This is a genomic window from Veillonella parvula (genome assembly GCF_036456085.1).
Lineage (GTDB): Bacteria > Bacillota > Negativicutes > Veillonellales > Veillonellaceae > Veillonella > Veillonella parvula_E.
Genome location: NZ_CP138632.1, coordinates 1,653,217 through 1,677,738, shown reverse-complemented (window position 1 = coordinate 1,677,738; position 24,522 = coordinate 1,653,217). Strand labels below are relative to the sequence as shown.

17 protein-coding genes are annotated in these 24,522 nt (G+C 36.7%); 3 read left to right on the top strand and 14 right to left on the bottom strand.

Annotated elements, in window-relative coordinates; translation table 11 throughout:
- Nucleotides 1-6: 6 nt before the first annotated feature.
- From PK1910_RS08035 to PK1910_RS07980, 12 genes are all read right to left on the bottom strand, one after another.
- Complete coding sequence (locus PK1910_RS08035; protein WP_287510797.1) at nt 7-954, bottom strand: acyltransferase family protein; 948 nt, start codon at nt 952-954, stop codon at nt 7-9.
- Nucleotides 955-986: 32 nt separating this feature from the next.
- On the bottom strand, nt 987-2,426 hold the full coding sequence (wbaP, locus tag PK1910_RS08030) for an undecaprenyl-phosphate galactose phosphotransferase WbaP (protein WP_058948362.1): 1,440 nt from the start codon (nt 2,424-2,426) through the stop codon (nt 987-989).
- A gap of 245 nt (nt 2,427-2,671) precedes the next feature.
- Nucleotides 2,672-3,865: an O-antigen ligase family protein gene (locus PK1910_RS08025; RefSeq protein WP_058948361.1), complete on the bottom strand. Its 1,194-nt coding sequence runs from the start codon at nt 3,863-3,865 to the stop codon at nt 2,672-2,674.
- A 64-nt stretch (nt 3,866-3,929) separates the two neighbouring features.
- On the bottom strand, nt 3,930-4,871 hold the full coding sequence (locus PK1910_RS08020) for a VirK/YbjX family protein (RefSeq protein WP_058948360.1): 942 nt from the start codon (nt 4,869-4,871) through the stop codon (nt 3,930-3,932).
- A 4-nt stretch (nt 4,872-4,875) separates the two neighbouring features.
- On the bottom strand, nt 4,876-5,940 hold the full coding sequence (locus PK1910_RS08015; protein WP_058948359.1) for a glycosyltransferase family 4 protein: 1,065 nt from the start codon (nt 5,938-5,940) through the stop codon (nt 4,876-4,878).
- Nucleotides 5,941-6,010: 70 nt separating this feature from the next.
- Nucleotides 6,011-8,035: an LTA synthase family protein gene (locus tag PK1910_RS08010; protein ID WP_058948358.1), complete on the bottom strand. Its 2,025-nt coding sequence runs from the start codon at nt 8,033-8,035 to the stop codon at nt 6,011-6,013.
- Between the two features lie 66 nt (nt 8,036-8,101).
- Complete coding sequence (locus tag PK1910_RS08005) at nt 8,102-8,857, bottom strand: glycosyltransferase family 2 protein (protein WP_058948357.1); 756 nt, start codon at nt 8,855-8,857, stop codon at nt 8,102-8,104.
- Between the two features lie 58 nt (nt 8,858-8,915).
- Nucleotides 8,916-9,911 (bottom strand): glycosyltransferase family 2 protein, encoded by a 996-nt coding sequence (locus PK1910_RS08000; protein WP_058948356.1) that lies wholly within the window; start codon nt 9,909-9,911, stop codon nt 8,916-8,918.
- 13 nt (nt 9,912-9,924) lie between these two features.
- Entirely contained in the window at nt 9,925-11,586 is a 1,662-nt protein-coding gene (locus PK1910_RS07995) for a PIG-L family deacetylase (protein WP_058948355.1), read from the bottom strand.
- Between the two features lie 44 nt (nt 11,587-11,630).
- Nucleotides 11,631-13,664, bottom strand: a complete 2,034-nt coding sequence (locus PK1910_RS07990) for an LTA synthase family protein (protein WP_058948354.1) — start codon at nt 13,662-13,664, stop codon at nt 11,631-11,633.
- Between the two features lie 393 nt (nt 13,665-14,057).
- Complete coding sequence (locus PK1910_RS07985) at nt 14,058-15,227, bottom strand: hypothetical protein (protein ID WP_058948353.1); 1,170 nt, start codon at nt 15,225-15,227, stop codon at nt 14,058-14,060.
- 313 nt (nt 15,228-15,540) lie between these two features.
- The gene (locus PK1910_RS07980; RefSeq protein ID WP_058948352.1) at nt 15,541-16,140 is read right to left on the bottom strand and encodes a class I SAM-dependent methyltransferase; all 600 of its coding nucleotides are present in this window, start codon (nt 16,138-16,140) and stop codon (nt 15,541-15,543) included.
- 254 nt (nt 16,141-16,394) lie between these two features.
- Here PK1910_RS07980 and PK1910_RS07975 point away from each other — a divergent pair, with 254 nt between their 5' ends.
- The 3 genes from PK1910_RS07975 (at nt 16,395) to PK1910_RS07965 (ending at nt 22,283) form a co-directional block, all read left to right on the top strand.
- Nucleotides 16,395-17,750, top strand: a complete 1,356-nt coding sequence (locus tag PK1910_RS07975; protein ID WP_058948351.1) for a hemolysin family protein — start codon at nt 16,395-16,397, stop codon at nt 17,748-17,750.
- 409 nt (nt 17,751-18,159) lie between these two features.
- Nucleotides 18,160-19,224: an efflux RND transporter periplasmic adaptor subunit gene (locus PK1910_RS07970; protein WP_058948350.1), complete on the top strand. Its 1,065-nt coding sequence runs from the start codon at nt 18,160-18,162 to the stop codon at nt 19,222-19,224.
- Nucleotides 19,221-22,283, top strand: a complete 3,063-nt coding sequence (locus tag PK1910_RS07965; protein WP_058948349.1) for an efflux RND transporter permease subunit — start codon at nt 19,221-19,223, stop codon at nt 22,281-22,283. The genes PK1910_RS07970 and PK1910_RS07965 overlap by 4 nt, the downstream gene beginning before the upstream one ends.
- 236 nt (nt 22,284-22,519) lie before the next feature.
- On the opposite strand, the gene PK1910_RS07960 is transcribed toward PK1910_RS07965, so the two are convergent.
- Both PK1910_RS07960 and PK1910_RS07955 read right to left on the bottom strand, forming a co-directional pair.
- Nucleotides 22,520-22,837, bottom strand: coding sequence for a YbjQ family protein (locus tag PK1910_RS07960; RefSeq protein WP_004692937.1), 318 nt, complete (start codon nt 22,835-22,837; stop codon nt 22,520-22,522).
- A gap of 200 nt (nt 22,838-23,037) precedes the next feature.
- A complete protein-coding gene (locus PK1910_RS07955) occupies nt 23,038-24,519 on the bottom strand; it encodes an amino acid permease (RefSeq protein WP_008601859.1) in 1,482 nt (493 codons plus the stop codon).
- Nucleotides 24,520-24,522 lie beyond the last annotated feature (3 nt).

The window sequence follows — 24,522 nt, the reverse complement described above, 5'->3', positions numbered from 1 at the left end:
ATATCCTTATTTTTTCATTCCAAGACATAGTAATCGTGAATAATGATTTTTTCTTAAGATATAACCTATCAAAATAGATAAAGTTGTAGATGCTAAGAAGCAAACAATAAAGGCTTCATAATACAATCCTAACTTAGACCAAAGTACAATTCTAAATGGAATTTTAACAATATCACTAAAGATATATATATCCATTGAAACGGTACCTAAAAAGACTAAAAGTGTTTTATATAGACCATCTTTAGATTGAATTTTATTAGCAATATAATGTGTAATATTAATCCCCGAAACTGCTGTTATAAGAGTAACTATTTTAAAAGCATTCATATCATGAAGTAATGCATAATTACCTACAATAAAAATCACCATAGATGTAAGTGCTATTACCGTAGATTTCATATAATCCAATAGCATATATTTCTTTATATATAAGCCTAGGATATAGAAAAACTGAAAATACAATATCTTTGATACCATAGATACAGAGAAGATATTTAATACATCAGAAAAGATTCCAACAATAAAAGATATTAGTAATAAACCAAAATTTACACGCTTAACAAAAAAGGCAGTGAGGATTGAAATAAAGAACAGACAATATAAAAACCAAAGTTCTCCATCCGGATTAATACCAATAAATATTTTCCATATATCCTGTGCATTTATTTGTTGATTTGCAAATTTTGATAAAGCTAATTTGAAAGGAAAATATAGTATTCCAATTGTAAAATATGGAACCATCAAACGTATGCTTTTATCTCTTATAAAATTCTGAAAGCCTTCTTTCAAAGGTATATGCATAAAATAACCAGCCACAAAGAAAAAAACTGGCATATGGAAACTGTAAATTATCGTTCGCATCAAATATAAAGGATAACTAGCAATTCCACTAGAACTTGCTTGATCCGGTACAGAATGGCCCAAAACAACAAGTAAAATTGCAATTCCCTTCATAATATCAAAACTAGTATCCCTCATAATAACGATTAATAGGCCCCTTTCGATTTAGCAACAGCCAATACAGTTTTCAACAGATATACAATATCGATCCATACAGACCAATTATGCACATACCAAGAGTCCATTAACACTCGTTCTTCATAGGTGGTATCACTGCGACCACTTACCTGCCAAACACCAGTAATCCCTGGTGGTACAAGGTAAAAGTCATTTATATAATCGCCGTATTTTACAATTTCATCTCGAACAATAGGTCTTGGCCCTACGAGGCTCATGTCTCCAACTAGAACATTCCATAACTGTGGCAATTCATCAAGACTTGTTTTTCGAAGGAATTTACCGATTCTTGTAACGCGAGGATCATCTTTCAATTTAAAGTCTCGTTCCCATTCTTCACGAGCAGCTGGATTATCTTTCAAATATTGCTCCAAAGCCTCTTGCGCATTTGGTACCATAGATCGGAATTTGTAACAAAGGAATAATTTTCCACCCTGTCCAACACGTTTATGCCCAAATACGATAGGTCCTGGAGAATCCAAGTAAATCAATATAGCAATGATACCGAGAATTGGTAAAATCAAAATACCACCACATACGGTAGCTACAATGTCAAAAATACGTTTGAAAACACGGTTAGACTTGCGTGCTAGATTATTTTGTACACGCAATATGACGGCTTGTTCTTCCATCATGCCACGAGCACTGATATTACTAGTAGGTAAACCAAATAATTCAGGAACAAAGGCCACACGTTTTACTAATACTTGTAATCGATTAATCAAAGATACTAATTTTTTAGACTCAAGACCTGGCGCACAGATGAGCACTGTTTGAACGCCTGTTTCTTTAATAACGCTTTCTACATCTTTAAAGACTCCAAGGCATGGGTATTCTTTAGCAATGGATAATGATTTAGGATTATCATCTACATAACCAATAATCTTATAGGTAGTAATCGGCATGCGATCTAAAGACCTCTTTACAAGTTCTGCAGTCTTCCCCGCCCCAACGAGAAGGATTGGAATTGTTAAATATCCTGCTTTTGAAAGTATTTTTCCTACAATAAAACGCTCACTAAAGATAAAGACGAGCATACATATATAAGCAAAGGCAACAAATAAACGAGACACATCATTAATTACATGGCCCGTGTACATGAGGACAATAGATACGACAACCCCTATGGTAATACTGCGAAATAAATTTTTCATAGTATCCCAATAGGGAGATACTATGGAATAGGCATTATTAAGAAGCAATATTGATAAAAATACGATAGGCACAACACCATATACGTAAATTTCTTCTACCTTAAAATTTGAACTTACCGGTAAAATTGATAAGTTTAAACGCAAATAATAGGCTGCTAATGTCCCCAAAACAATAGCAATATAATCTGCTATAAGCACTATAAGCTTACTAATAAATAACTTTTTATTATTGTTATTACAGATAGAACTATTCATACTAATACCCCAAATTATAAAAAAAGATTGTTTTCTCAATATATTTTCAAGAAAACAACCTCTCTATCATACGAATACAATGTACCAATATTTACATATATTGTATCATATTTAAATATGTAAAACTATAAAAACATAGATTTCACCTATCTTTTATATAGTTCTTTGTTTTTTATGCCTATTTAAATTATACTTTATTGTCTATTAAATAGTAGTCAATTACGTTCTAAAAGACTATATCATTCTCAATTATCTCGCAATTGAAGCATTATCCCCATAACAATCCAAAACATTCGAATACCAGATGAGTTACCCCAAGTATAATCAACAGATCCAAATAAAAATAAATAACTAATAAAACCAACAATAATTGATAAATCATAAGGATTTGCAGACATAATATAATTTTTTACTGATTTATAGATTGTAAAAATTGAGAATCCTAAGAAACCAATAAGTCCTAATATGCCAGATTCAGAAGCTATTTGTAACATATTATTATGAGAATGTCCTAAATTTTGCATTTCCTGCTTTAATTGATATTGTTCTGCATACTTTTTTCCCCATAAGCCAGGACCAACACCTATAATGGGATGATCCAAAATCATTTGCTTATCGGCTTTCCATACATAGATACGGCCTAAATTTGAACCATCACTAGTTATATTAAAAGTACTTTCTAAACGCTCCATATAAGATTGATTACTAGTAAATGCATATCCTATGCCTACAACAGTCACAAATAATACTAATATATAGCGAATATTAACAAAGCAATAGCGCAATGTAATCAGTACGCCGTTAATTCCATTAAATAACCAGGAACCTCGGCTTTGGTTTCCCCACATTCCCAATAACATACCAAACAAAGAAAATACAGCTGATATTCTTACATACGAAGGAAATCTTTTATCATAGGCAACAATTAAAGCTAATGGAAAAGCTAATGTTAACAACATAGCTAGTCCCATCATAGAGCCATGAATAACGCCACCTGCGCGACCTCCTGGACCTACATTATATCCTAGTAAATATTGTACAAAGGCAGATAAAGCATCAATGCCCATATATACAAAAAATACTGATAATATGGTGTATAATTTGCGAGAACTTTTAATACATAACAGGATTGGTACGATGATTAATACCTTCCAAACCCAAATATTAAAGAAATATTTGGTCGTCACTAGTATATCATCGCTTATAAATGCTGATGGCAATACACACAGCAACATCACTAAATAAGCCCATCCATATTGGCGTATCGATTGTGGTACAGAGATTTCATGTCGTCTATACCAACAAGTTATTAAGGTCATCAAAATAATGAGACCATACATCAAATTCCCAAAAGCCATAGATGACCGTGTCATACATATCATAATCGAAATGAGTATCGTTAGTACCATTTCCGCATTGTTAAGTATCCAAGATTTCATACTAACTCCCTTATCCCTTATTCATATTATTTAATAATCAAGCATTGTTACTGTTTACATATACTTATTTTATTAAATGTTTCATATGGTCTTGAATTTCTTGCTCATATTGATCGAGTAAATCATAGCGTTTACGATATTGACTACGTTTTTGTGACTTAATTTCCTCGATTGGTTTTCGGTATTCCTCCAATGGAATTTTGAAAAACCGTTCATCGCTGCATACTACACCACCAGATTCCTCCCATAATGAATCTAGCTCTGCAACTTTAGCACGATGACCGCGAACTAAGTGTGTATTAGCATAGAAACCTTCATCAGATACAGCATAGATAGATTCTACCTTACAAATGACTGCTATATGACGCAAGAGGAACATAATAAAGTTTTTTGGTCGATAACCAAACATTTTCTTAGTAACTGTTTTAGCATTATCAAGACCATCTTTATAACCTTGAACAGTGCCTATCCACATGGCAGGCTCCCCATTAAAGCCTTTCCCAAAACGGAAGTTAGCATGATATACACCTTGTTTGCCCAATGTTAGTAACAATGTCAAAAAACCTTCTTTTCGTTGCCCAGGTCCATAATATAAACGGGCCACCATATCAAGCTCTTCCGATTCCCATATGATAAAACCACGCTTCATACGACTTACGTCATCATAAATATTATCTGGATCTACAGAGTACATTTCACGAATTGCTTCATCTGTAAATACAGCTTTCAAATAATCAAAATGATTAATAATAGCCTCTAATCGTTCCTGTGGTGTCGAATTTTTAAACAAAAAATATCTTGTCATTAACTCATATAAACCAACTTGACGGTCTAATAGTACTGAATCAGGTGTGTAGCTTGCAAAATAATTCTCTAAGTCCTCTATTTCTCGTTTATTGCGGATAGAGCGCATTGTATGAAGGAAAGTACGTCGTGTCTCCCTCCAACTACGTTTGCCATATATTTTTCGGCCTTTCCTCCATTGATTTTGTATATACTGTAACACCTTATCACCTCAAATTACAAACTATCTTATCTATGGAATCCACCATCTTGTCGATGGTAAAAGTAGACTTCACACGTGTATATCCATGTTCAATTATAGATTTTCGAACTCCATCATTCTCTATTAAGCCTTGAATAGCCTCTATAATAGATTCACTATTAACCGTATCTATGAGAATACCAGATTTTCCATTCTCAATAATCTCTGCTTGCGCCCCTGATGTACTTGTTATAACGGGCACCTTGCAATACATAGCTTCACATAATACGAGACCAAAAGCTTCCTGCACCTTAGAGGGTGCTACTAAACAATGAATAGATCGATACCATCGATTCATATCCTTTTGAAAGCCCATGTACTGCACATATTCTTCCATCTGATGCTGCTTGATATACTGATTCATTTGTTCGATATCAGCAGACTTACCGTCTCCACATATAACTAAACGAACCTCATCAATTTTATTATGAATCACTCTAACCGCATCTAAAAGATCAAAGATTCCTTTATTTTCAATGATTCGACCTGCATAACCAACGATAAATGGCTTATTTGGAATATTATCATCAGAAACATCAGAAAAACGACGTGTATTAACGCCATTGTAAACAAGATGGTATTTATCAATTATGTTTGGAATGACTTGTGCATCGTAAACCTTTTTAGACACACATATAAAAGCATCTACCTGTGATTGAATCCACTGATGGTACATATCTGTTTTAGCTTTTATTACATTATGCTTATAAAAAATGAGTTTAGCACCCGTTAAACGCTTTAAAGCCAAGCATAATAAAATATATTTTCCTGAGTGACATTGAATAACTGTGATTCCCTTCTCTTTTATATGTTTTACAATAGATAAAAGAGAAGTAAATCCTTTATAGGAATAAAGATTAGCTGTTAAAACCTCTGCTACTTGCTCAAATCTTTCTTGCAATTCATGATTTGAAACATCAATCAAAACAAAAGAAGGTATCTGCCGTCTATGTAGTTCATCGCACATATCATATACGTATTGCTCTCCGCCGCCCCAAACTTTGGCGCCTACTACGTTCAGTATCGACATAGATACCCTCCTTCAAATATATACTGTAGTTAACTATATATAGTTAATCATATATGAAATTATTTTTCATCTATTTTTTAGAAAACAATATCTTTTCATGATTAATGAACCACATAGTCAATAATGTCCAATCACGAGCATCATTCCCATGATTATTAATAGGACGAATTGGCTCAACCGGTTTATAGGATGGTATATTGCTTTCACCATAATCCATACGAACATCGCCCATCATATGAGGCGTAATCCATTGATACGGTGTAACTAATGTATCTGGCTGTTCATCAAACAAGGACGGTACGATGGAGTAATATTCAAAACCCTTTGGTGCAATAGCTTCAATAATGGTAGGCATGAGACTCATATGCGTGCCAATTGGCGCTGTAATCGTGTCTTTAGTGAAAGCAGGATGTTGCAACAATCCTACGGTACAGAATGTGTCGCGCAAGGTATAGTCTCGTTGAATTAAGGATGTATTATTCAAAAAGCCAAATAGATTAGAGTGGTCACCAGTGACAACGAATAAACTATCTGGAAAGGCCTTTTTCATAGCATTAATAAAGTTAAAAATAGCCTTATCACTATAGCGATAAGTAGCCAATTCCTTATTGCGTTTCTTATTGGATTTTAAATCATCTCCAAGGTTTGGCATGACCTGTTTAGGATCATAATCTAATAAGGAATCCTCCATTTTATAAGGACCATGATTGGATGTAGTATAAATAAAATGGAATGTAGGATGTTCTAAGGATTTGATTTCCTCTTCGATATGTTCTAAAAATACATGGTCATAAACGCCTACCCAAGTCTTAGGTGCATCGGGGCCGCAAAAAACAGAAGCGCTTTCCACTTGATCAAAGCCTTGCGCCTTACCAAAGTGATTAAAGTTGCCGTACGATGCATTGCCACCATACCAGTAAATCGTATCATAGCCTAAATTCTTCATTTGAGATGCCAAAGAAGTCGGCAATGGTTCATGCCAGAAGGCTTCCCGTTCATTGATTTCCATACCCGCATCATAAACACCGGATAACAGACTCACAATGGATGGGCGAGACACATTACCAGCAGGCAAGAAATTAGGTACTTGCGCCGTATGAGGATTATCTTTAAAATCCCATAAGCCAGGGCATATATTGAGATCCTTGTAAGGTTCATCAAGAGACCACTGAGGGATACTTTCACCAACAATAAAGAAAATATGCTGTGGTTTATCAATACGAGGACCTGATGCAACGCGCTTGAATGCATGAAGTGGTGTATTCAAATCCTGCCAAGAATCTTTATATTCCTTAGGAACAATACGGTGAATCGCGTCATCAATGTCCTCAGCAGATGCCGTATATTCATCACGAAGTGGATGTTTTAGCACTGTTTCTATGGCACATAGATCTGGCACCGTTGCACGAGCAAAGAATATATCCTCTTTTATCACTGTAGGAATCGTATCCCACTCAGGTTTATCATCATGAGATAATGTTCCACCATAGCGGAACCAATAAAATCCCAAAACAGAGATAGCCACAAGCCCTATATTCCAAACTATAGTAGGCCAAGTTCCTTCAATAGTTGGATATGGTATAGATGGCAATGATAAAAAGAAATTTCCTATGTACCAGGATATAAATGTAATAGGAATTAATCCTAAGATGACAAGCATTCCTCGATCTTGATTAAAGAATACATCAATTAAATTATGTTTTTCTGCATGATTTCCATAATGAACCATATAGTTGTACGTATCATGGAAATGCTTGTAGAAAATCATTTTTCCTGCAAAGGCTGCATATAATACGCAGGAATAAATGGTTAATCCTACCAATCGTACAGCATCTTCTATTTGATGATACCTATCAAATAATAATGCAGGGAGCGTCACCAATACTAAGGGTAGTAAGAATACATAAGCATCAAAATCCATGCCCCACCAGAAGCCGTAACGCAATGAACCCAATACAGATTTCCAGCGTCCCTTCCATGTGGGGTAAGGATTATACACAATCATGAATATGATTCGAAAGATGGTACTCAATATAGGGGCCCAAAGCATTAGTTTTATATTTTGTTGTAGGGATAGAAAAAATTGTTCACTCATTTATGCTTCCATATCTACATCAAGAACAATACTTCCCCATAGCAATTTACTATACTAAATCACTTATTATAATTGCCCATTAGATTTATTTAAATAATATAATTTCACATATTTCGTCATGGTGTACATCATATGGTAAATAGATAATAGAAAGCCTATTTTTCCATCTAATATGCCACCTTGCAAAATATATATCTTAAAAAATGCCCATGTTGGACGCAATAAAATATCCCCTAAAAAACTACAAGACTTCCCTTGTGCCTTGTATTTGTTAGCTGCTGCTGTCGTATACTTATTAAACTTCTCAAAGAATTGATGCCAGTTATCATACGTATAGTGATATAATTTTCCCTCTAATGTAGCTTGTGGATAGGGACTGATAAAAACTTCATGAACAGCACCTTCTACAGTTGCTCCCTCTCGAGGCATCAATCGTAACACCTTATCAGGTCTTACCACACCATGAGTTGCCTGATTATGATGGAATAGATTATATCTATGTAACCAATAAGCCTTCGGTTCACCTTGGATAGCTCGTTGAATAGACTTTGCTAACTCTTGTGATACGCGCTCATCAGAGTCGACAAATAGAATCCATTCACTCTGGGCTTGTGAAATACCAAAGCGTCGTTGTTGTGACCAATCTCCATTTAAAGGATGCGGTATAACCTTTGCACCCAGTTCAGTAGCAAGTGATACGGTTTGATCTGTACTACCATCATCGATAACTAAAATTTCATCAGCAAATTGAATACTCTTAATACAATCTACAATATGTTGTTCTTCATTGCGGGCTAAGATAATAGCCGTAATTGTTGACATAAGTTGCCTCAATATTCATATAATTTCAATCCGGATATAAAATTAATTACTTATTCAATTATAAAGATTTCTTGATTCGTTCTAATCCAAACATCATATGACCATACAGTTTTGAGATAAATGGAGCATGGAGTGCACCGTATAATAACACTTGATATTTGGAACCAATGGAAGGCATATCAGAAGACCGTTCCTCTTGTTTTAAATACTCTAGCATATGCTCTATCTGTTTTTCTTGTAATTCTGGTTTTGCTAAGTTAAAACCAATTCCCCCAACAGCACTGCGAATAGCTCTATGACGACAGTATCGCACAAAGTCTGTCATACCTAGTTCCTCAGCTAATGGTTGACGATATAAATATGAACAAAATAACCCATATTTGCTCTTTGCACTCCAATTACTTGTAATCGAATTTTCATTATCACAATTATAAAAGTAAAGGGATTTTTGTAAATAATATACAGATGAAAGATTTTTAAAGACCAACGGCATAATCATAAGGTCCTCAAAATCTGTATTTTCTTTTAATCGAATTTCTTTCCACGCATTTGCTTTAAAAAATTTATTACATAAATAATTTGGAATTTTATCCTCAATCAATGCTGTGTATGCACTTTTAATATCTATGAAATAACGTTCATCCATATGTCGTGGACTTATCTTGCCATTTTCTACAACAGCGATATCAAAAACAACTACATCTACTTGTTTCTCATTAATTGTTGATAAGCAATCTTCTATCATAGTCGGTGCTACGTAATCATCACCATCTACAAAGGCAATGTATTCCCCTTTTACGATAGCAAGTCCATCATTTCGCGTCTTACTAACACCCATATTACGCTCATGATGAATAACAGTAATTCTATCATCTTTTGCTGCATAGTCATCACAAATTTGTCCACTATTATCTGGTGAACTATCTTCAATCAATATGATTTGTAAATTACTATATGTTTGATTTTGTAAACTTTCGATACACTTACCAATATATTCTTCTGCTTTGTACACAGGAATAACTATAGATACTAAAGGTCTATATTGATTTTCCATAATTAACTCCCTCTTATTTATAAGCTTTTTCCGCTTTATATCCCTTTTTATATTTTGATTTTACTTGTAAATAATCTAATTTATCTTGTAATTGATTACACTTCAAAGCAAACCAATCTTTAAAGGTACCTTTACGAATAGTGCCTTCACAAAATACAGAACCATCAATAGACTCTAGCCGCAATTGTAATGGCTTAGTTGTTAACTCCCGTTCAATCAAAATCTGTAATACAGATTCATCGATATATTTATCATTGATAAGCCATCTATATGTATTTTTTTGTTCTGATTCTCTATATGTAAGCATATCTTTTCTAATGCCTTCAATATAAGACGTAATCATAGGGATTTTTTCACCTGGATACACCACCCAATTATACATAAAATGATTATCTGCTAATATATGACAATAATCATACTTATCATTAATAGCACTATACAATTCTATTTCAGATAACCCCAAACATTGTTTATCAATATATATATCAATCCACTCTAAGAATAATGGTTTATCAAAAATATAAGATATACCCTGCCCTATATGAATAATTTCATCTAGTTGCACATGTTTACCAGCACTAGTTTCAATACGAATAGAGCATAATTCATGAGACTTATGTACACTACCAAATAACTGAATTAACTGTATCTGAGTAATTTTTGTAAAAGAAATATGAACCTTACGTTCTGTATCATCTACTGATGGCATCCACATATAGTTATTTGCATCATATACATTAGATTTGACATCTACAGTGTTAAAACGTAAAAAGTCATTGAGATAGTTAGCATTCCCAGATGAAACTGTTATATCTGCATGTAAAGCTATATTATCGGTTCTTCTTTTCCAAAATACTTGATCGCCATTAATAAGTCGAGAACCACGTTTATACCCTTGTTGACTCACATGAGACGCCATAGCCTTAAAAATAGGATTTTGTATTAATTTCTTTTCTCGACATGCTTGAGGAACCGAAATTCTTAGACGATGTATCCAAGATAAAGTTGGATTCCCTGTACTAAATTCATCAGTTGGTAATGCTTTTTTATTTATTACAGTAGATAATAGGTGATTATTATAGTAATCATCTATCGTTTCATAGCCTGTAGCATAAGCAAAGCCTTTTAAAAGTTGAGGTCTAAACTCAGTATATTTTATAATCCATTCCATTGCACTTTCAACTGTAAATGTACATAATCTATGGTCTACATGAGTATCATAATCCGTTGCTATAATTGTATCTGGTTTAAAATGTAAAATTGCATCAATCACAGATTCTACAATACCATTCCAAGAATATGGTTTGGGCTTAGACATTACTAAACTAGCAAAATCAGCTCCATATGTTTGATTATGATTAGCATGACTCGTAATAATTGCCGATTTATTATAAATGATTTCATGACCAATAAAATCGCCAAATCCTAAGAAAATAATATTCTCTTGAGGTAATCCAATTTCTTTAGCCATTTGATATGTCTCATTACATCGCACATCAAAAGTATATTCATAATCACCATTTGTAAGAAAAACTACATATACCTCTAGCCCTTCTTGTATCGCCCCATATATAGTGGCACCAGCCATATTAATCTCATCATCTTCGTGAGGAACAATAAACATAACTGAATGACCATGAAAGAATTTTTCATAAGAAAAACTAGATGTATTCATAAATAGAAAAACTCCCAATTACTAATTCTATATATTATTTACAATTACTGTATAACATCCCCATGTTTAATACGCCATGCCGCTAGTTCTCGCATGTTTTTAATCATATCCCCATAGGATTGAGGCATGCTCGCACTTTGTTCTAGGACTTTTCCGTTTTTATCTAGGTATAATCTATGGTTAAAGACAAATTCCTCTTGTGTAAACAAACTAGGCACCATGGCTTCATAGGTTTGACCTGGACGGCCTACCAATTCCGCCAAGGTTGGAATGATTTGAATACTCATGCCGAACGCATTAGGAGCAAGCCAATCTTTATGAATACCTCGACCATAGAAGATAATCGGAATCGTAGATGCCACATTAGGCCCTACTTCACGAGCAAAGTTAAAGCGTTCACTATGATCACCAGTGATGACGAAGAGCGCAGACGGATCTGCTTTTTCTTCATTAGCAATAAAGTTCCCCATCACGTGGTCTGCGTACCAAATATGACCCATTTCATTCAATTGCTTTTCATCATCAGAAATAGAATCAGGTACATGACCTTTCACCTTGCTCGCATCAAAGCCTTCCTTGGCCACATTGATGCTATACGGCGGATGATTAGAGGTTGTCATAATCACATTGAGGATTTTTTCCCCTCTATGCTGATCCATGTAGGCAGAAATAGCTTTAAACAAGTCTTTATCGCCTACGCCCCAAGCATTGCCGTCTTCGCTTGGCATTTCTGAAGCATCGTGGAATTCATCGAAGCCTTGAGATAAAGCAAAGTTCTTAACGTTTTGCCAAGTACTAAAGCCACCATACCAGAATACAGTCTTGTAGCCCAGCTTTTTCATAACAGGACCAATACCTAAACCATAGGGCTCTTTGAAACTTTCACCTTCATAGTTAGGATATAGTCCTGTATCAGGCATCCCCGTCAACAAACCATTGATGGCCGGCATCGTGCCTGTACCTTGCGCGAGAGCTAGTTCCGTGCTCATCGCTTGAGGGCTGGCAGCATATTTACGACCTTGTTCAACAAGGTACGCACCAGGCTCGTTATATTCAGCGAGGAACGGCCACAAGCCATAGGATTCTCCAAGAACGAGGTTTATGGACTGTGGTTGCTCCGCTAATCGTTGTGTCGTAATGGTTCTGGTGAAAGAACCGTCAAAATTAGTGCCATTAAACTTACCGCCAACGGCAGTGATTTTTTCGTTTAGCTCTTGAGGCGTTAAGTTAATAACCTCAAGCTCAGCCGTCCGTTTAGCAATGCTTTTAACACGATAGAGAGCCTGCACATCGTCGAGGATATTTTCATTCAACAGATTGGAGCTGAGGCGAGCCGCACTTTCCCAGTTGATGGAGTTCGTATAGCTGAAAGCACCGCCAAATCTAAAGAATAGACCTAATACGCCGATAACAATAGTCAACCCAATGCCCGTCATCCATTGTGTTTTCTTTGTCTTAGGATACCAAGTAGTACAAAGTCGTTGATTATCTGCATAATCACTATTTCTTAGACTATCCGCATCATCACCATTCCTTAGATCATCAGCATAGTCACTATATTTCTTTGCACCCCATCCTAAGAAACGAACGAGGAACCAGCAAACAGCTGCGCTCAATACAACGGCCCCAATGATGTACATGAGGGCATTATATTCGTTGATTGCTGTATTTACAATGGCGCCGATATCATCGTTTTTGCCATTGATGAGCATCGCATTATAAGAGGAATTGAAGATTTTATAGAACGGAATTCGTCCCAGAAATAGGAATGTCAACAGTACAGTCGCAATGGAATAGAGGACCTGTTTAATGCGCAATGACGGCCATTTGGGTACAAAGGTATGCACCAACGTACCACCTAAAAAGCCCAGTAAACACAAAGAACCGACGGTCTTGAGACTCAATCTAAAGCCTAGCCATAAGGACGTGAGGATATTCTCCATCGTCACGAAAGCTAGTTGTGATTGAAATACTGCAAGAAACACGATTCTAAATGCAGTCAACAAAGCAGAGAAAAAGATAAATACCTTAATCTCTGTTCGTATGCCTTCAAATAATCGCTGCCATCGGTTCATCATTAACCCCTAACTGTTGTATCCTATAACTCTAATTATTAACCTAACACTAAACTTAACTATCAGCCTAACTGATAACCTAACTAGTATGTTAGAAAAATAACTATATTGTTACATGCATAACAAAACTACATAACTATACTGCCTAAATGATTAATAAAATATCATAAACTACATATATATGGTACACATATTCTACGTAATATGTTACGTAATATTCTAGTAATTACATAACTATCAATTATCTTGGATATTTCTTACATTTAGGCCCTTTACATCGTTTGCATTTACCGCATCCACGGTCGATAGTCTCAGCACCTGCTGATTTTTTCGCACTAGCACTCTCCATGACCATCTTTTCAGAGGCCTTACTATTCCATACGGAAACTATCGATTCTACTTTTTTACGGATTCATCCTTTTTAGATTTTTTATCCTTTTTCTTGTCTTTCTTCTTATCTTTTTTCTTGAAAGTATCAGTTAAGAAGACTGTTTTTAACTTATCATTTAAGACTTTAAGCTTCTTTTCAGCCTTGTCTTTCTTTTTCTTTAACTTTTCTTCGTCTTTAGAGCGTTTTTCTTCCTTAGACTTCTTGTATTTTTTCTCTTTTTTATCTTCTTTAGACTTTTTATCTTTCTTAGATTTTTTATCATCCTTAGACTTTTTGTCTTCTTTGGATTTCTTATCCTCTTTAGATGTTTTATCTTCCTTGGATTTTTTATCGTCCTTAGATTTCTTATCTTCAGAACCGTTGATACGCGCCCATTCATCGTCAACGCGTTTTAATTTCTTTTTAAGAAGCTTTTCCATCTTCTTATTTGTTTTATCGGACTCTAAACCGGCTTTACCAAATAACAAAGCATTCACCGCCGTGTATGGATCGATAGACGACATATCCTCATCATCTACTTTAGCCGCCTCTGATTTCTTATCTTTCGATAATTCATCAAAACCATCTACATTTAACGCTTCATCTTCATCTAAATGATGAATTGCTAAGCTTTCAACGCCTTCTAATGGTTTTACATCAAGGTGCTCAATCGCAGTATCTTCAAAATCTGCCATTTTCTTACCGGAGCTTTCACCAAAACCAGTAAAAAGACCACCTATAGATTTTAATTCATTCAATTTAATATGATTCATGCCCACCGTAGAATCATGATGCACAGGAATGTCAGATAATTGTACCTGTTCCATAGCATATGCATCATCATTATAACTAGCGCCCTTGCCAAGTTCAGATGTATTAGAAATAACGATATCTTCCTTATCGTCACCTAACACATCACCAAATAAATCTTCTTCTAAAGATTCGTAAGAATGCAATAAGGCCATACGTTTTTGAACATCTTCAATTTGATTCCACAAATCAACGAGAGAAGATGTATAGTACACCCGTTCTTTTACCTCTAAATAAGCTTGGTAAACGATAGATAATTCGGTCTCATTAAGACCTTCCTCTGCACCAATTTCTTCAATCATTTGTTGAATCTGTTGATCTCGGTCATATCGTTTAATTAACGCTTTACGAATGCGTTCAATCAACATTGTATCGATGAGTTCCATATGCACCTCCTGTATTCAATACACTCAGTCCTACCCGCTACATTAGCGTATACGAATCAATGTATAGAACCATAAAAATGAATTGATTTTATAATCTCTAATATATTATTATAGCAGAATTTATCTGCTTTTTCCTTAATAATATGTGTAAAAGTTCCTTAAAAATAGAATAAAACCTCAATTTAAATACGTCCCTAATAGTATGCATTTCATACTACTAAAACACTATTCAAACCGAGGTTATTTAATTAACTGTTACATCAAATACATCAAAATATATCTAATTGTTACATAAAAGTCTTAAATTACTGCACTAAAACAAGTTAACTGAATAGACGAGAATTCGTTCCTTTGCATCGCTTCCTTCAAAGAGGTCACTACAATCAATAGGTTCCTCTTGTTCCAAGCGCACATGGTTATTTAAAAAGTTCTCCACCTCTTCATTAACATAGTAGAAAAATAACTTAATCTCCCGAGGATTATGATATAGCGAATCAAAGATATTTCCTAATACCCGCTTAATCGTATGGAGTGCAAAGGGATTAAAGAAAAAACATCGATCAGTCTGATCTGGCAATTTATACAGCGCCGCATCACCTAGTACAAAGCTTACACGATTGCGAGTTGCCGGGCTTTCACCATTAATTAAAGCCTTTTCATAGAGCCGTTCATCGTATTCGATGCCTATGGAATGACAGCCCGTTTGGTAAGCCATGAAAATACTCACTCGGCCCTTGCCACTACCATAATCGATGAGCGTATTTTTCTTGCGAATATGACCGCTATTTGCCAAGCGCTCCAGCACGAAATAATCTGTCGGCTCGTACGGATGATGCTCCGTATCGGAACGACTATCATCGCGACCAGAGGTTTTAATTTGTAATAAAATTTCCCACTCTTGCTCTGTTGCCATCTATATAATCCTATTATGAGGCCTAAATTATATGACCTAATACTGATACTAATCTTAATTTCTATACATACTATACCCTTATTAGGGTACTATTTACTAGTCCAGTAACACCTATAGTATATAACAAAAGCATCCATATCGGGTGCTTTTATTATATGAATCACTTATTAATGCCGATATGGTATACTAGGAGTAATATTTCTATTATTCTCATGTGCAGAATTATATGTCATTAAAAAGGAGTATCTACTTACATGGACAGTGATCTGACCTTAGATTTTATCATTATCATCGTATTAATCATTGCAAATGGTTTATTCTCCATGACGGAGTTAGCCATTGTAAATGCGAAAAAACGTAAACTTGAAGAGTTGGCAGAATCAGGCAATGAACGCGCGAAAACAGCCTTTGAATTATCGGAGAACCCAAATGAAATGTTCTCTACCATTCAAATTGGCATCACCCTCGTAGGTATTTTAACTGGTTTGTATTCTGGTGCCACCTTCTCTAGTCCATTAGAAGAAATTTTAGTATCAAATATTCCAAGTATCGAACCATACGCAGCCTCTATAAGCTCTTTCATTATCGTTGCCATCATTACCTATTTATCCCTCGTTATCGGCGAACTCGTGCCTAAACGCTTGGCCTTAAATAGCCCTGAAAGCATTGCCGTTATAGTAGCAAAACCAATTTACTGGCTATCTGTAGCATTAAAACCAATCGTTAGCTTCCTCGGCGTTTCCACAGAATTCCTCTTAAAAATGCTAGGCGTTACTGTAAAAGAAGAAGCCCCTGTTACAGAGTCTGAAATCAACAAGATGCTCACCGAAGGCGTTGCTATGGGTGCTTACGAAGAGGAAGAACCTATCCTCGTAGAAAATATCTTCCATCTTGCAGATATGAACGCAGGTGACATCATGACGCCTCGTACACAACTCAAATGGATTGATCTTAACGGCACGGAAGACGAAATCATGGAGGTTCTCAAGAATGCCAACCATTACCGCATTCCTGTAGGTACCGATTCCTTAGATGAATTAAAGGGCCTCGTTACCGTATCCGATGTATTAGTTCAAATTATGCAACGTCCTAGTGAAAGTTCCATTCACGATATTATCAAAGCTTGTTTGAAAGAACCTGTTCTCGTTCCTGAATCCATTTCACTCATGAAATTATTGAACGTTCTACGTACAGAAGGCGTTCACGAAGCAATTATCCTCGACGAATATGGTGGTTTCACTGGCCTTGTCACCTTACATGACATCATGGAGGAAATTGTAGGCCTGATGCCTTCTGGTGAGGAAGAAATCAAGGAAGAAGAAAACAAGATCATAGAACGCGATGGAGCATGGCTCGTAGATGGCCTTCTCAATGTAGATGAATTTAAAGAATTCTTCCACATCGATCAAGAATTGCCAGGCGAAGAAGACGACTTGTACAAAACTATGGGCGGCCTCTTAAACGTCCTCTTCGGCCGTATTCCAAAGGAATTAGACAAGGCAAAATGGAACGGTTATACCTTTGAAGTTATCGATATGGATCATACTCGTATCGATAAAATCCTTGTAACCTATGAAGAACCTATTGTAGAACAAGAAGAAGAAAAATAAAGTTCAAAAATAAATAGACAAAACCTAAAAAAGTGAGTTTTCTTACTATGAACTGTACCCCAAAAATTAGACATATTTTTGGATACAGTTCAATCACTGGAGAACTCACTTTTTTGCTACAATTTTGTATTCATAAAATAAGTAATACATATACTATCAAAATATATAGATTACTTTTAAAAATTATCACCAATTATATAAATTAATTATATAATTCTTTTATTTTCTGCATAAAGGCTAGAACTTTCAACATAAATATAGTATTATTAAATTGTATAAAATATATAATTAAATCTAATATAGAAATAATAGCTATCCTAAAATAGGTTCAATAAAATATAAAGTCCTATGATCACTTTATATAGTGTATTTCATAGGACTTATATGTGGTAATAAAAGGAGAGATTCTATGAATCAACGAATCATAGCAACCATAGGAGCCCTATTAATAGGGACCGCGATTATTAGTGGTTGTGGATCAGAAAAGCCACCTGAAGATACAAGTCTCAAGGTGCGTACCATCACTATAGGTGAAGAGTCTGGAACTACTGATGCTGGCTATGCAGGCACCATTCATAATAAAACAGAAACAAACTTAGCCTTTCAAATTGGAGGGCGTGTCATCAACAAATTTGTAAATGTTGGCGATGTAGTGCAAGCAGGCCAAGTCATTGCTCAAGTCAATGGTTCAGATACATCAGCTCAGGTGCAAAATGCTGAAGGTGCTGTAAAAGCTGCTCAATCGGCCTACGAATTGGCAGAAACCAATGCTAAACGATACCGCGAGCTCTATGCACAACAAGCAATTAGTAAATTGCAATTAGACCAAGCTGAAAACCAATTGAATGCCACATCTGCTCAATTACAACAAGCACAAGCAAGCCTTAATTTGAGCAGCAATCAAAATAGCTATACTAATTTGACGGCTCCTGATACAGGTATTATTACAGCTTTCAATATTGAAGCAGGACAAGTCGTAGCAGCTGGTCAAAGCGTTGGTACCTTAGCGGCCGGTCACGACCCAGAAGCAGTCATTGCCCTTCCTGAACAAGAATTGAGTAAAATTCATGTAGGTAGCCCTGCTACTATTACCTTCTGGGCCTTACCAGATGTAACAGTACAAGGCGTAGTGCGTGAAATTTCACCAGTTCCTGACCCTGTAGCGAGAACGTATACCGTAAAAATTACCTTACAAAATGCGCCTAAAGAGGTACAGCTAGGTATGACGGTCAATGCTAATCTATCTACTACAGATAATACCAATATTTCTATTCCGTTGACGGCTCTTGTAAAAGACTCTAACGGCAATAATGCGGTCTATATCATCCGCGATAAGAAGGCTCATCTCGTGCCTATCAAGACTGGTGAATTCGGTAAGAACTCCGTCATCGTCACATCTGGTTTAGCTAAAGGTGACATTGTCATCACCGCAGGTACCCAACAATTACAAGAAGGGACGGCGGTTAGTCAATGAAACAATTTAACTTAGCCGAATGGGCTCTTAAACACAAGTCCATTATCTACTACTTCATGGCTGTGCTCCTCACCTTTGGTATCTTCTCATTCACCCATATGGGACGCATGGAAGATCCTGATTTTACGATGCGCACCATGGTGGTCGGTGTTGCTTGGCCGGGGGCTTCTCCACAAGAAATGTCGGATCAGGTAACGGACAAACTCGAAGAAAAACTACGCGACCTTCCTGGTGTAGATTATACAAAATCTTTTACAGATGGCAGCAAATCCGTTATTTATATCAATTTAAGAGAGGATTTGCCATCCGATAAGATTCGCCCCGCTTGGGAAGAAGCGCGGAATATGATCAACGACGAATGGAAATCATTGCCTGCAGGCGTTCAAGGACCGACCATTAACGACAGGTTCGACGATGTATATGGCATTATCTATGCCATCAGTGGTGATGAGTATTCGTACGAAGAAAAACGACAACAAGCAGAAGACTTAAAACGTCAGCTTTTATCTGTTCCTAATGTTAAAAAAATCAGCCTCATTGGGGTTCAACAACAAACCCTCAATGTAACCATAAACAAGGATAAACTCGCATCCTATAAAGTCAGTACACAACAGCTGTTAACAGCGCTTAAACAACAAAGTATGATGGTTCCAGCTGGTGTGATTACAACGGATACAAACAATGTATATCTTCGTGTCAACGGTCTATTCGATAGCCCTCAAGCGGTGCGAGATATGCCAATCCGCATCAATAACCAAACGTTGCGACTCGGTGACATGGCCGATGTAACCATGACCTACCAAGACCCTAGTAGTCCTCAGTTCTACTACGAAGGCAAGCCGGCTATAGGTATTGCTATCTCCATGGATGCAGGTGGAAATAATATAGAATTTGGTGAAGCCATCGATAAAAAGCTAGCAGAATTGAATAAAACGATTCCTGCCGGCCTCGAACTCAAGCAAGTATCGAATCAGCCCCATATCGTTAAGGAATCTATTGGCGATTTCTCTCAATCCTTATTTGAAGCCATCGCCATCGTATTGCTCGTAAGCTTTGCATCCCTTGGTTTACGAACAGGTGTTGTGGTAGCCCTTACCATTCCAGTCGTTGTGTCTACGACGTTCATCTTGATGTATGAAAGCGGCATTTATCTACATAAGGTTAGCTTAGGTGCCTTAATTCTAGCTTTAGGCCTCCTCGTAGACGATGCCATCATCGTTGTAGAAATGATGAGTGTTAAGCTCGAAGAAGGGTGGGGCCACTTTAAATCGGCTACCTTTGCTTATCAATCTACAGCATTCCCTATGCTATCTGGTACGCTCATTACCTGTGCAGGCTTCTTGCCATTAGCATTGGCACAAGGTATGGTAGCAGAGTTTACAAAATCTTTATCCATTGTTGTCTTTATGGCACTCATCCTATCTTGGTTCGCCTCTGTTCTCGTCAGCCCTGTATTGGGTTATAAAATCATTGAAAACAAGGCTCCAAAGCCGGAATCGGAATGGACTAAACGAGACCGTATCATGCACAAGCTCAATGTGACCTTCTATGATAAGTTTGAAAAACTATTACATTGGGCACTAGGACATCACAAGGTAGTCTTATTAGCTACTCTAGGTGCCTTCGTTTTATCCTTGCTTTCACTACCGTTGATTAAACAGGAATTTTTCCCATCATCAACGCGTAATGAAATTATTGTATCCATGCAATTCCCTCAAAGTTCGTCCATCGAGTATACTGCTAACCAAGCAAAAATCATTGATGAACATTTGCAAGGTGACGAACGTATTTCAACCTTTACCTCGTACATTGGACAAGGTTCTCCGCGTTTCGTTCTCACCTTAGAGCCAGAATTGCAACGAGATAATTTCTTACAATATGTGATCGTCACAAAATCCTTAGAGGATCGGGATAAACTATATGGTGAATTAACATCTTATTTAAATGAAGAATTTCCTTCAGCTCTCGTAAATGCTCAATTTATACAAATTGGCCCACCATCTAAATATCCAGTTATGCTTCGCATTGCTGGCCCTGATCAAAAAGTGGTAAAAGAAATTGCCAACCAAGTAAAAGCAAAAATGCAAGACGATAAAGACTTACAAAATATCGCCTTTGACTGGCCAGATACAGAACCTGTAGCCAATATTCACATCGATCCAAACAAGGCACGTTTACTCGGCATCGATAGCTACGCTGTATCCTTGCACTTACAAAGTCTATTGTCTGGTACTAAATCTGGTGAATACTACGAAGGGAACCAAACCATTCCTGTTACCTTCCGTTTAGGTGACAACGAGCAACATAACTTAAGTGCTCTTTCATCCTTGCCAATTCAAACAGGAAATGGTTCCTACGTACCTCTTAGCCAAATTGCAACTATTACCATGGCTCAAGAGGATGGTATTATCTGGCATCGCAACATGATGCCAACTATTAGTGTTCATGCAAATGTAAAAGCCGGTGTCTTAGGCAATGCAAAAACAAAAGAGGTCTATAAATCATTACAAGACATTCGAGATTCCTTGCCTACAGGCTATTCTATTGACCTAGACGGCGCCGCTGAAAAAAGCGAAACAGCCGTTCAAAAGCTATTAACACCAATCCCAATTATGCTCTTTGTAATCATGACAATCCTCATGTTCCAATTAAAGCGTATCGCCCTCATGGTAATGGCTCTACTCACTGCTCCATTGGGGCTAATCGGTGTTGTATTAGCACTTAATATTACGAGAACACCGTTAGGCTTTATGGCTATTCTAGGAATCATCGCCCTCTCGGGTATGATCATCCGTAACTCCATTATCTTGTTAGACCAAATCGAAATCCACAAGACAGAAGGCCAAGAACCTCGTGAAGCAATTATCAACTCCGCTACACTTCGTTTCCGCCCTATCATGCTCACCGCTATCGCAGCGATTTTAGGCATGATTCCTCTCATGGGATCTGTATTCTGGAGCCCATTGGCTATCGCCTTTAGCGGCGGCTTACTAGTGGCGACGGTTCTAACACTCATCGTATTACCAATCATGTATGCAAGCTGGTATAAGGTAAAATAAAAAAGCAGTAATTATTTCTGCTTTTTTATTATCTATAAGATATATAGATAAACCACAATACAAAAAAACCCCTATAAAAGTTTCTAATACTTTTTATAGGGGGTTTTTTAATAAATATCATATAAAAAACAGCAGGGCTTTCCCCTGCTGTTTTTTCAGTCACAATAATACATTACGACTTACTTATTTCCCTTAGGATTATATTAATAATTATATCTGACTTAGTCTATTATTTATTAAACTACAACGGCTGTACCATTGCATGTAATCATAAGCATGCCATTTTGTGCACCTACTGTGCTGTATTGGAAGGATACGCCAATAATAGCATTAGCACCCAATTTAGAAGCTCGTTGAGACATTTCGTCGAGAGCTGCTTTGCGCGCATTCATCAAAGAATCTTCATAGCTGCCACTACGACCACCAACGATATCGCGAATACCGGACATGAAATCTTTTACAAAGTTACGGCCTTCTACGACTTCACCAAATACAATACCTTTGTACTCTTGTACAGGTTTGTTTTCAATATGCATAGTTGTAGTAATAATCATAATTGTATCCTTTCTAATTGATTACAATATATTTTAATTTATTATAACAAGACTTTTAGATAAAAACAAATATAGCTTTCACATAAAACAATTACATAGTATATCTCCAAAAATTACATACTATATATCAAAAATTTACATATTATACATCAAAAAAAGACCTGTTCACTACTTTCATAATGAACAGGTCTAATTTTATGTTATCTATCGAAGTCACGATCAAGGTTAACTTCTTTCAACGGCACAACTTTAGTTTTGTTGATGTATTTGTAACCAAGGTACACTGCGAAGAAGATTGGTAAGCCAATGTAGGCAACGGATACGCCGTACCAGTCGATGGTATCACCTGTGAAAGCGGAGTAGTTTTGACCACAGATGATGATGACGCAAAGAATAAACGCCAAGATTGGGCCAACTGGGAATAACCACGCTTTGTATGGCAATTCACTAAGATCTCTGCCTTGAGCAATGAAAGCACGGCGGAAACGATAATGAGATACCGCGATACCAACCCATGCGATGAAACCGCATAAACCAGAGATATTAACAATCCATGTATAAGCTGTACCTTCGCCAATAAAGCTTGTAAGGAATGCAAATAAACCGATTGCTGTCGTTAAGATTAACGCAGGCACTGGAACACCGCGTTTATTTAACTTAGCAAAAATTTGAGGTGCTTGACCTTCCTTAGCGAGTGCATACAGCATACGCGTAGAAGAGTACAAACCAGAGTTACCAGCACTCAATACAGCCGTTAAGATAATAGCATTGATAAAGCTAGCAGCAAAGGCAAAACCAAAGCGGTCAAATACGAGTGTAAATGGAGAAATAGATACGTTCTCTACACTAGAGTTCAACAGATTTGGATCTGTGTACGGAATCAAGAAACCGATAACCGTGAAAGCACCGATATAGAATAATAGAATACGCCAGAAGATTGTATTAATCGCTTTTGGCACGTTCTTTTCAGGGTCTTCCGCTTCACCAGCGGCTACACCGATCAGTTCAGTACCTTGGAAGGAGAATCCTGCCACCATAAAGATAGCAAGAATAGATTCCCAGCCACCTACAAATGGAGCCTCTCCTACAGTCCAGTTTGCAAATCCTGGAGATGTGCCACCGATGCCAAAGATAAGCATAAAGCCACAGAATAGGAATACGAATACGGTAATTACCTTGATGCTAGAGAACACATATTCACTTTCACCAAAGGAACGAGTAGATAAATAGTTCAAGCCGAATAAAATGAACAAGAACAGAGCAGACCATACGATGGCAGGTACATCAGGGAACCAATATTTCATGATGAGCGCCCCTGCTAATACTTCAGCAGCCAAGGTAATAGCCCAGTTAAACCAGTAATTCCAACCTAAGGCAAAACCAAAGGCAGGATCTACATAGCGTTTTGCATAAGTCCCGAAGGAACCAGGAATTGGCAAGTATGTAGCCATTTCCCCAAGAGATGTCATGAGGAAATAAACCATGATACCAATGAGGCCGTAAGCTACAAGAGCACCACCAGGGCCAGCTGTACTTACCACTTCACCACCAGCAACGAATAAACCTGTACCGATAGCACCACCTAAAGCAATCATATTCATATGACGCGCTTTTAAGGAACGTTTTAGGTGTTGATCTTTGTTAGACGTAAACTCTACGTTACTATTATGATTTTCAGACATGGG

What these genes read in the sequence shown, in the direction of transcription:
- PK1910_RS07975 (WP_058948351.1), top strand. Translation starts at nt 16,395, where the DNA reads ATGGACAGTGATCTGACCTTAGATTTTATCATTATCATCGTATTAATC.
- PK1910_RS07995 (WP_058948355.1), bottom strand. Translation starts at nt 11,586, where the DNA reads ATGAATACATCTAGTTTTTCTTATGAAAAATTCTTTCATGGTCATTCA.
- PK1910_RS08005 (WP_058948357.1), bottom strand. Translation starts at nt 8,857, where the DNA reads ATGTCAACAATTACGGCTATTATCTTAGCCCGCAATGAAGAACAACAT.
- PK1910_RS08015 (WP_058948359.1), bottom strand. Translation starts at nt 5,940, where the DNA reads ATGTCGATACTGAACGTAGTAGGCGCCAAAGTTTGGGGCGGCGGAGAG.
- PK1910_RS08000 (WP_058948356.1), bottom strand. Translation starts at nt 9,911, where the DNA reads ATGGAAAATCAATATAGACCTTTAGTATCTATAGTTATTCCTGTGTAC.
- PK1910_RS08035 (WP_287510797.1), bottom strand. Translation starts at nt 954, where the DNA reads ATGAAGGGAATTGCAATTTTACTTGTTGTTTTGGGCCATTCTGTACCG.
- PK1910_RS07990 (WP_058948354.1), bottom strand. Translation starts at nt 13,664, where the DNA reads ATGATGAACCGATGGCAGCGATTATTTGAAGGCATACGAACAGAGATT.
- PK1910_RS07955 (WP_008601859.1), bottom strand. Translation starts at nt 24,519, where the DNA reads ATGTCTGAAAATCATAATAGTAACGTAGAGTTTACGTCTAACAAAGAT.
- PK1910_RS08010 (WP_058948358.1), bottom strand. Translation starts at nt 8,035, where the DNA reads ATGAGTGAACAATTTTTTCTATCCCTACAACAAAATATAAAACTAATG.
- PK1910_RS07960 (WP_004692937.1), bottom strand. Translation starts at nt 22,837, where the DNA reads ATGATTATTACTACAACTATGCATATTGAAAACAAACCTGTACAAGAG.
- PK1910_RS08025 (WP_058948361.1), bottom strand. Translation starts at nt 3,865, where the DNA reads ATGAAATCTTGGATACTTAACAATGCGGAAATGGTACTAACGATACTC.
- PK1910_RS07970 (WP_058948350.1), top strand. Translation starts at nt 18,160, where the DNA reads ATGAATCAACGAATCATAGCAACCATAGGAGCCCTATTAATAGGGACC.
- PK1910_RS07965 (WP_058948349.1), top strand. Translation starts at nt 19,221, where the DNA reads ATGAAACAATTTAACTTAGCCGAATGGGCTCTTAAACACAAGTCCATT.
- wbaP (WP_058948362.1), bottom strand. Translation starts at nt 2,426, where the DNA reads ATGAATAGTTCTATCTGTAATAACAATAATAAAAAGTTATTTATTAGT.
- PK1910_RS07980 (WP_058948352.1), bottom strand. Translation starts at nt 16,140, where the DNA reads ATGGCAACAGAGCAAGAGTGGGAAATTTTATTACAAATTAAAACCTCT.
- PK1910_RS07985 (WP_058948353.1), bottom strand. Translation starts at nt 15,227, where the DNA reads ATGGAACTCATCGATACAATGTTGATTGAACGCATTCGTAAAGCGTTA.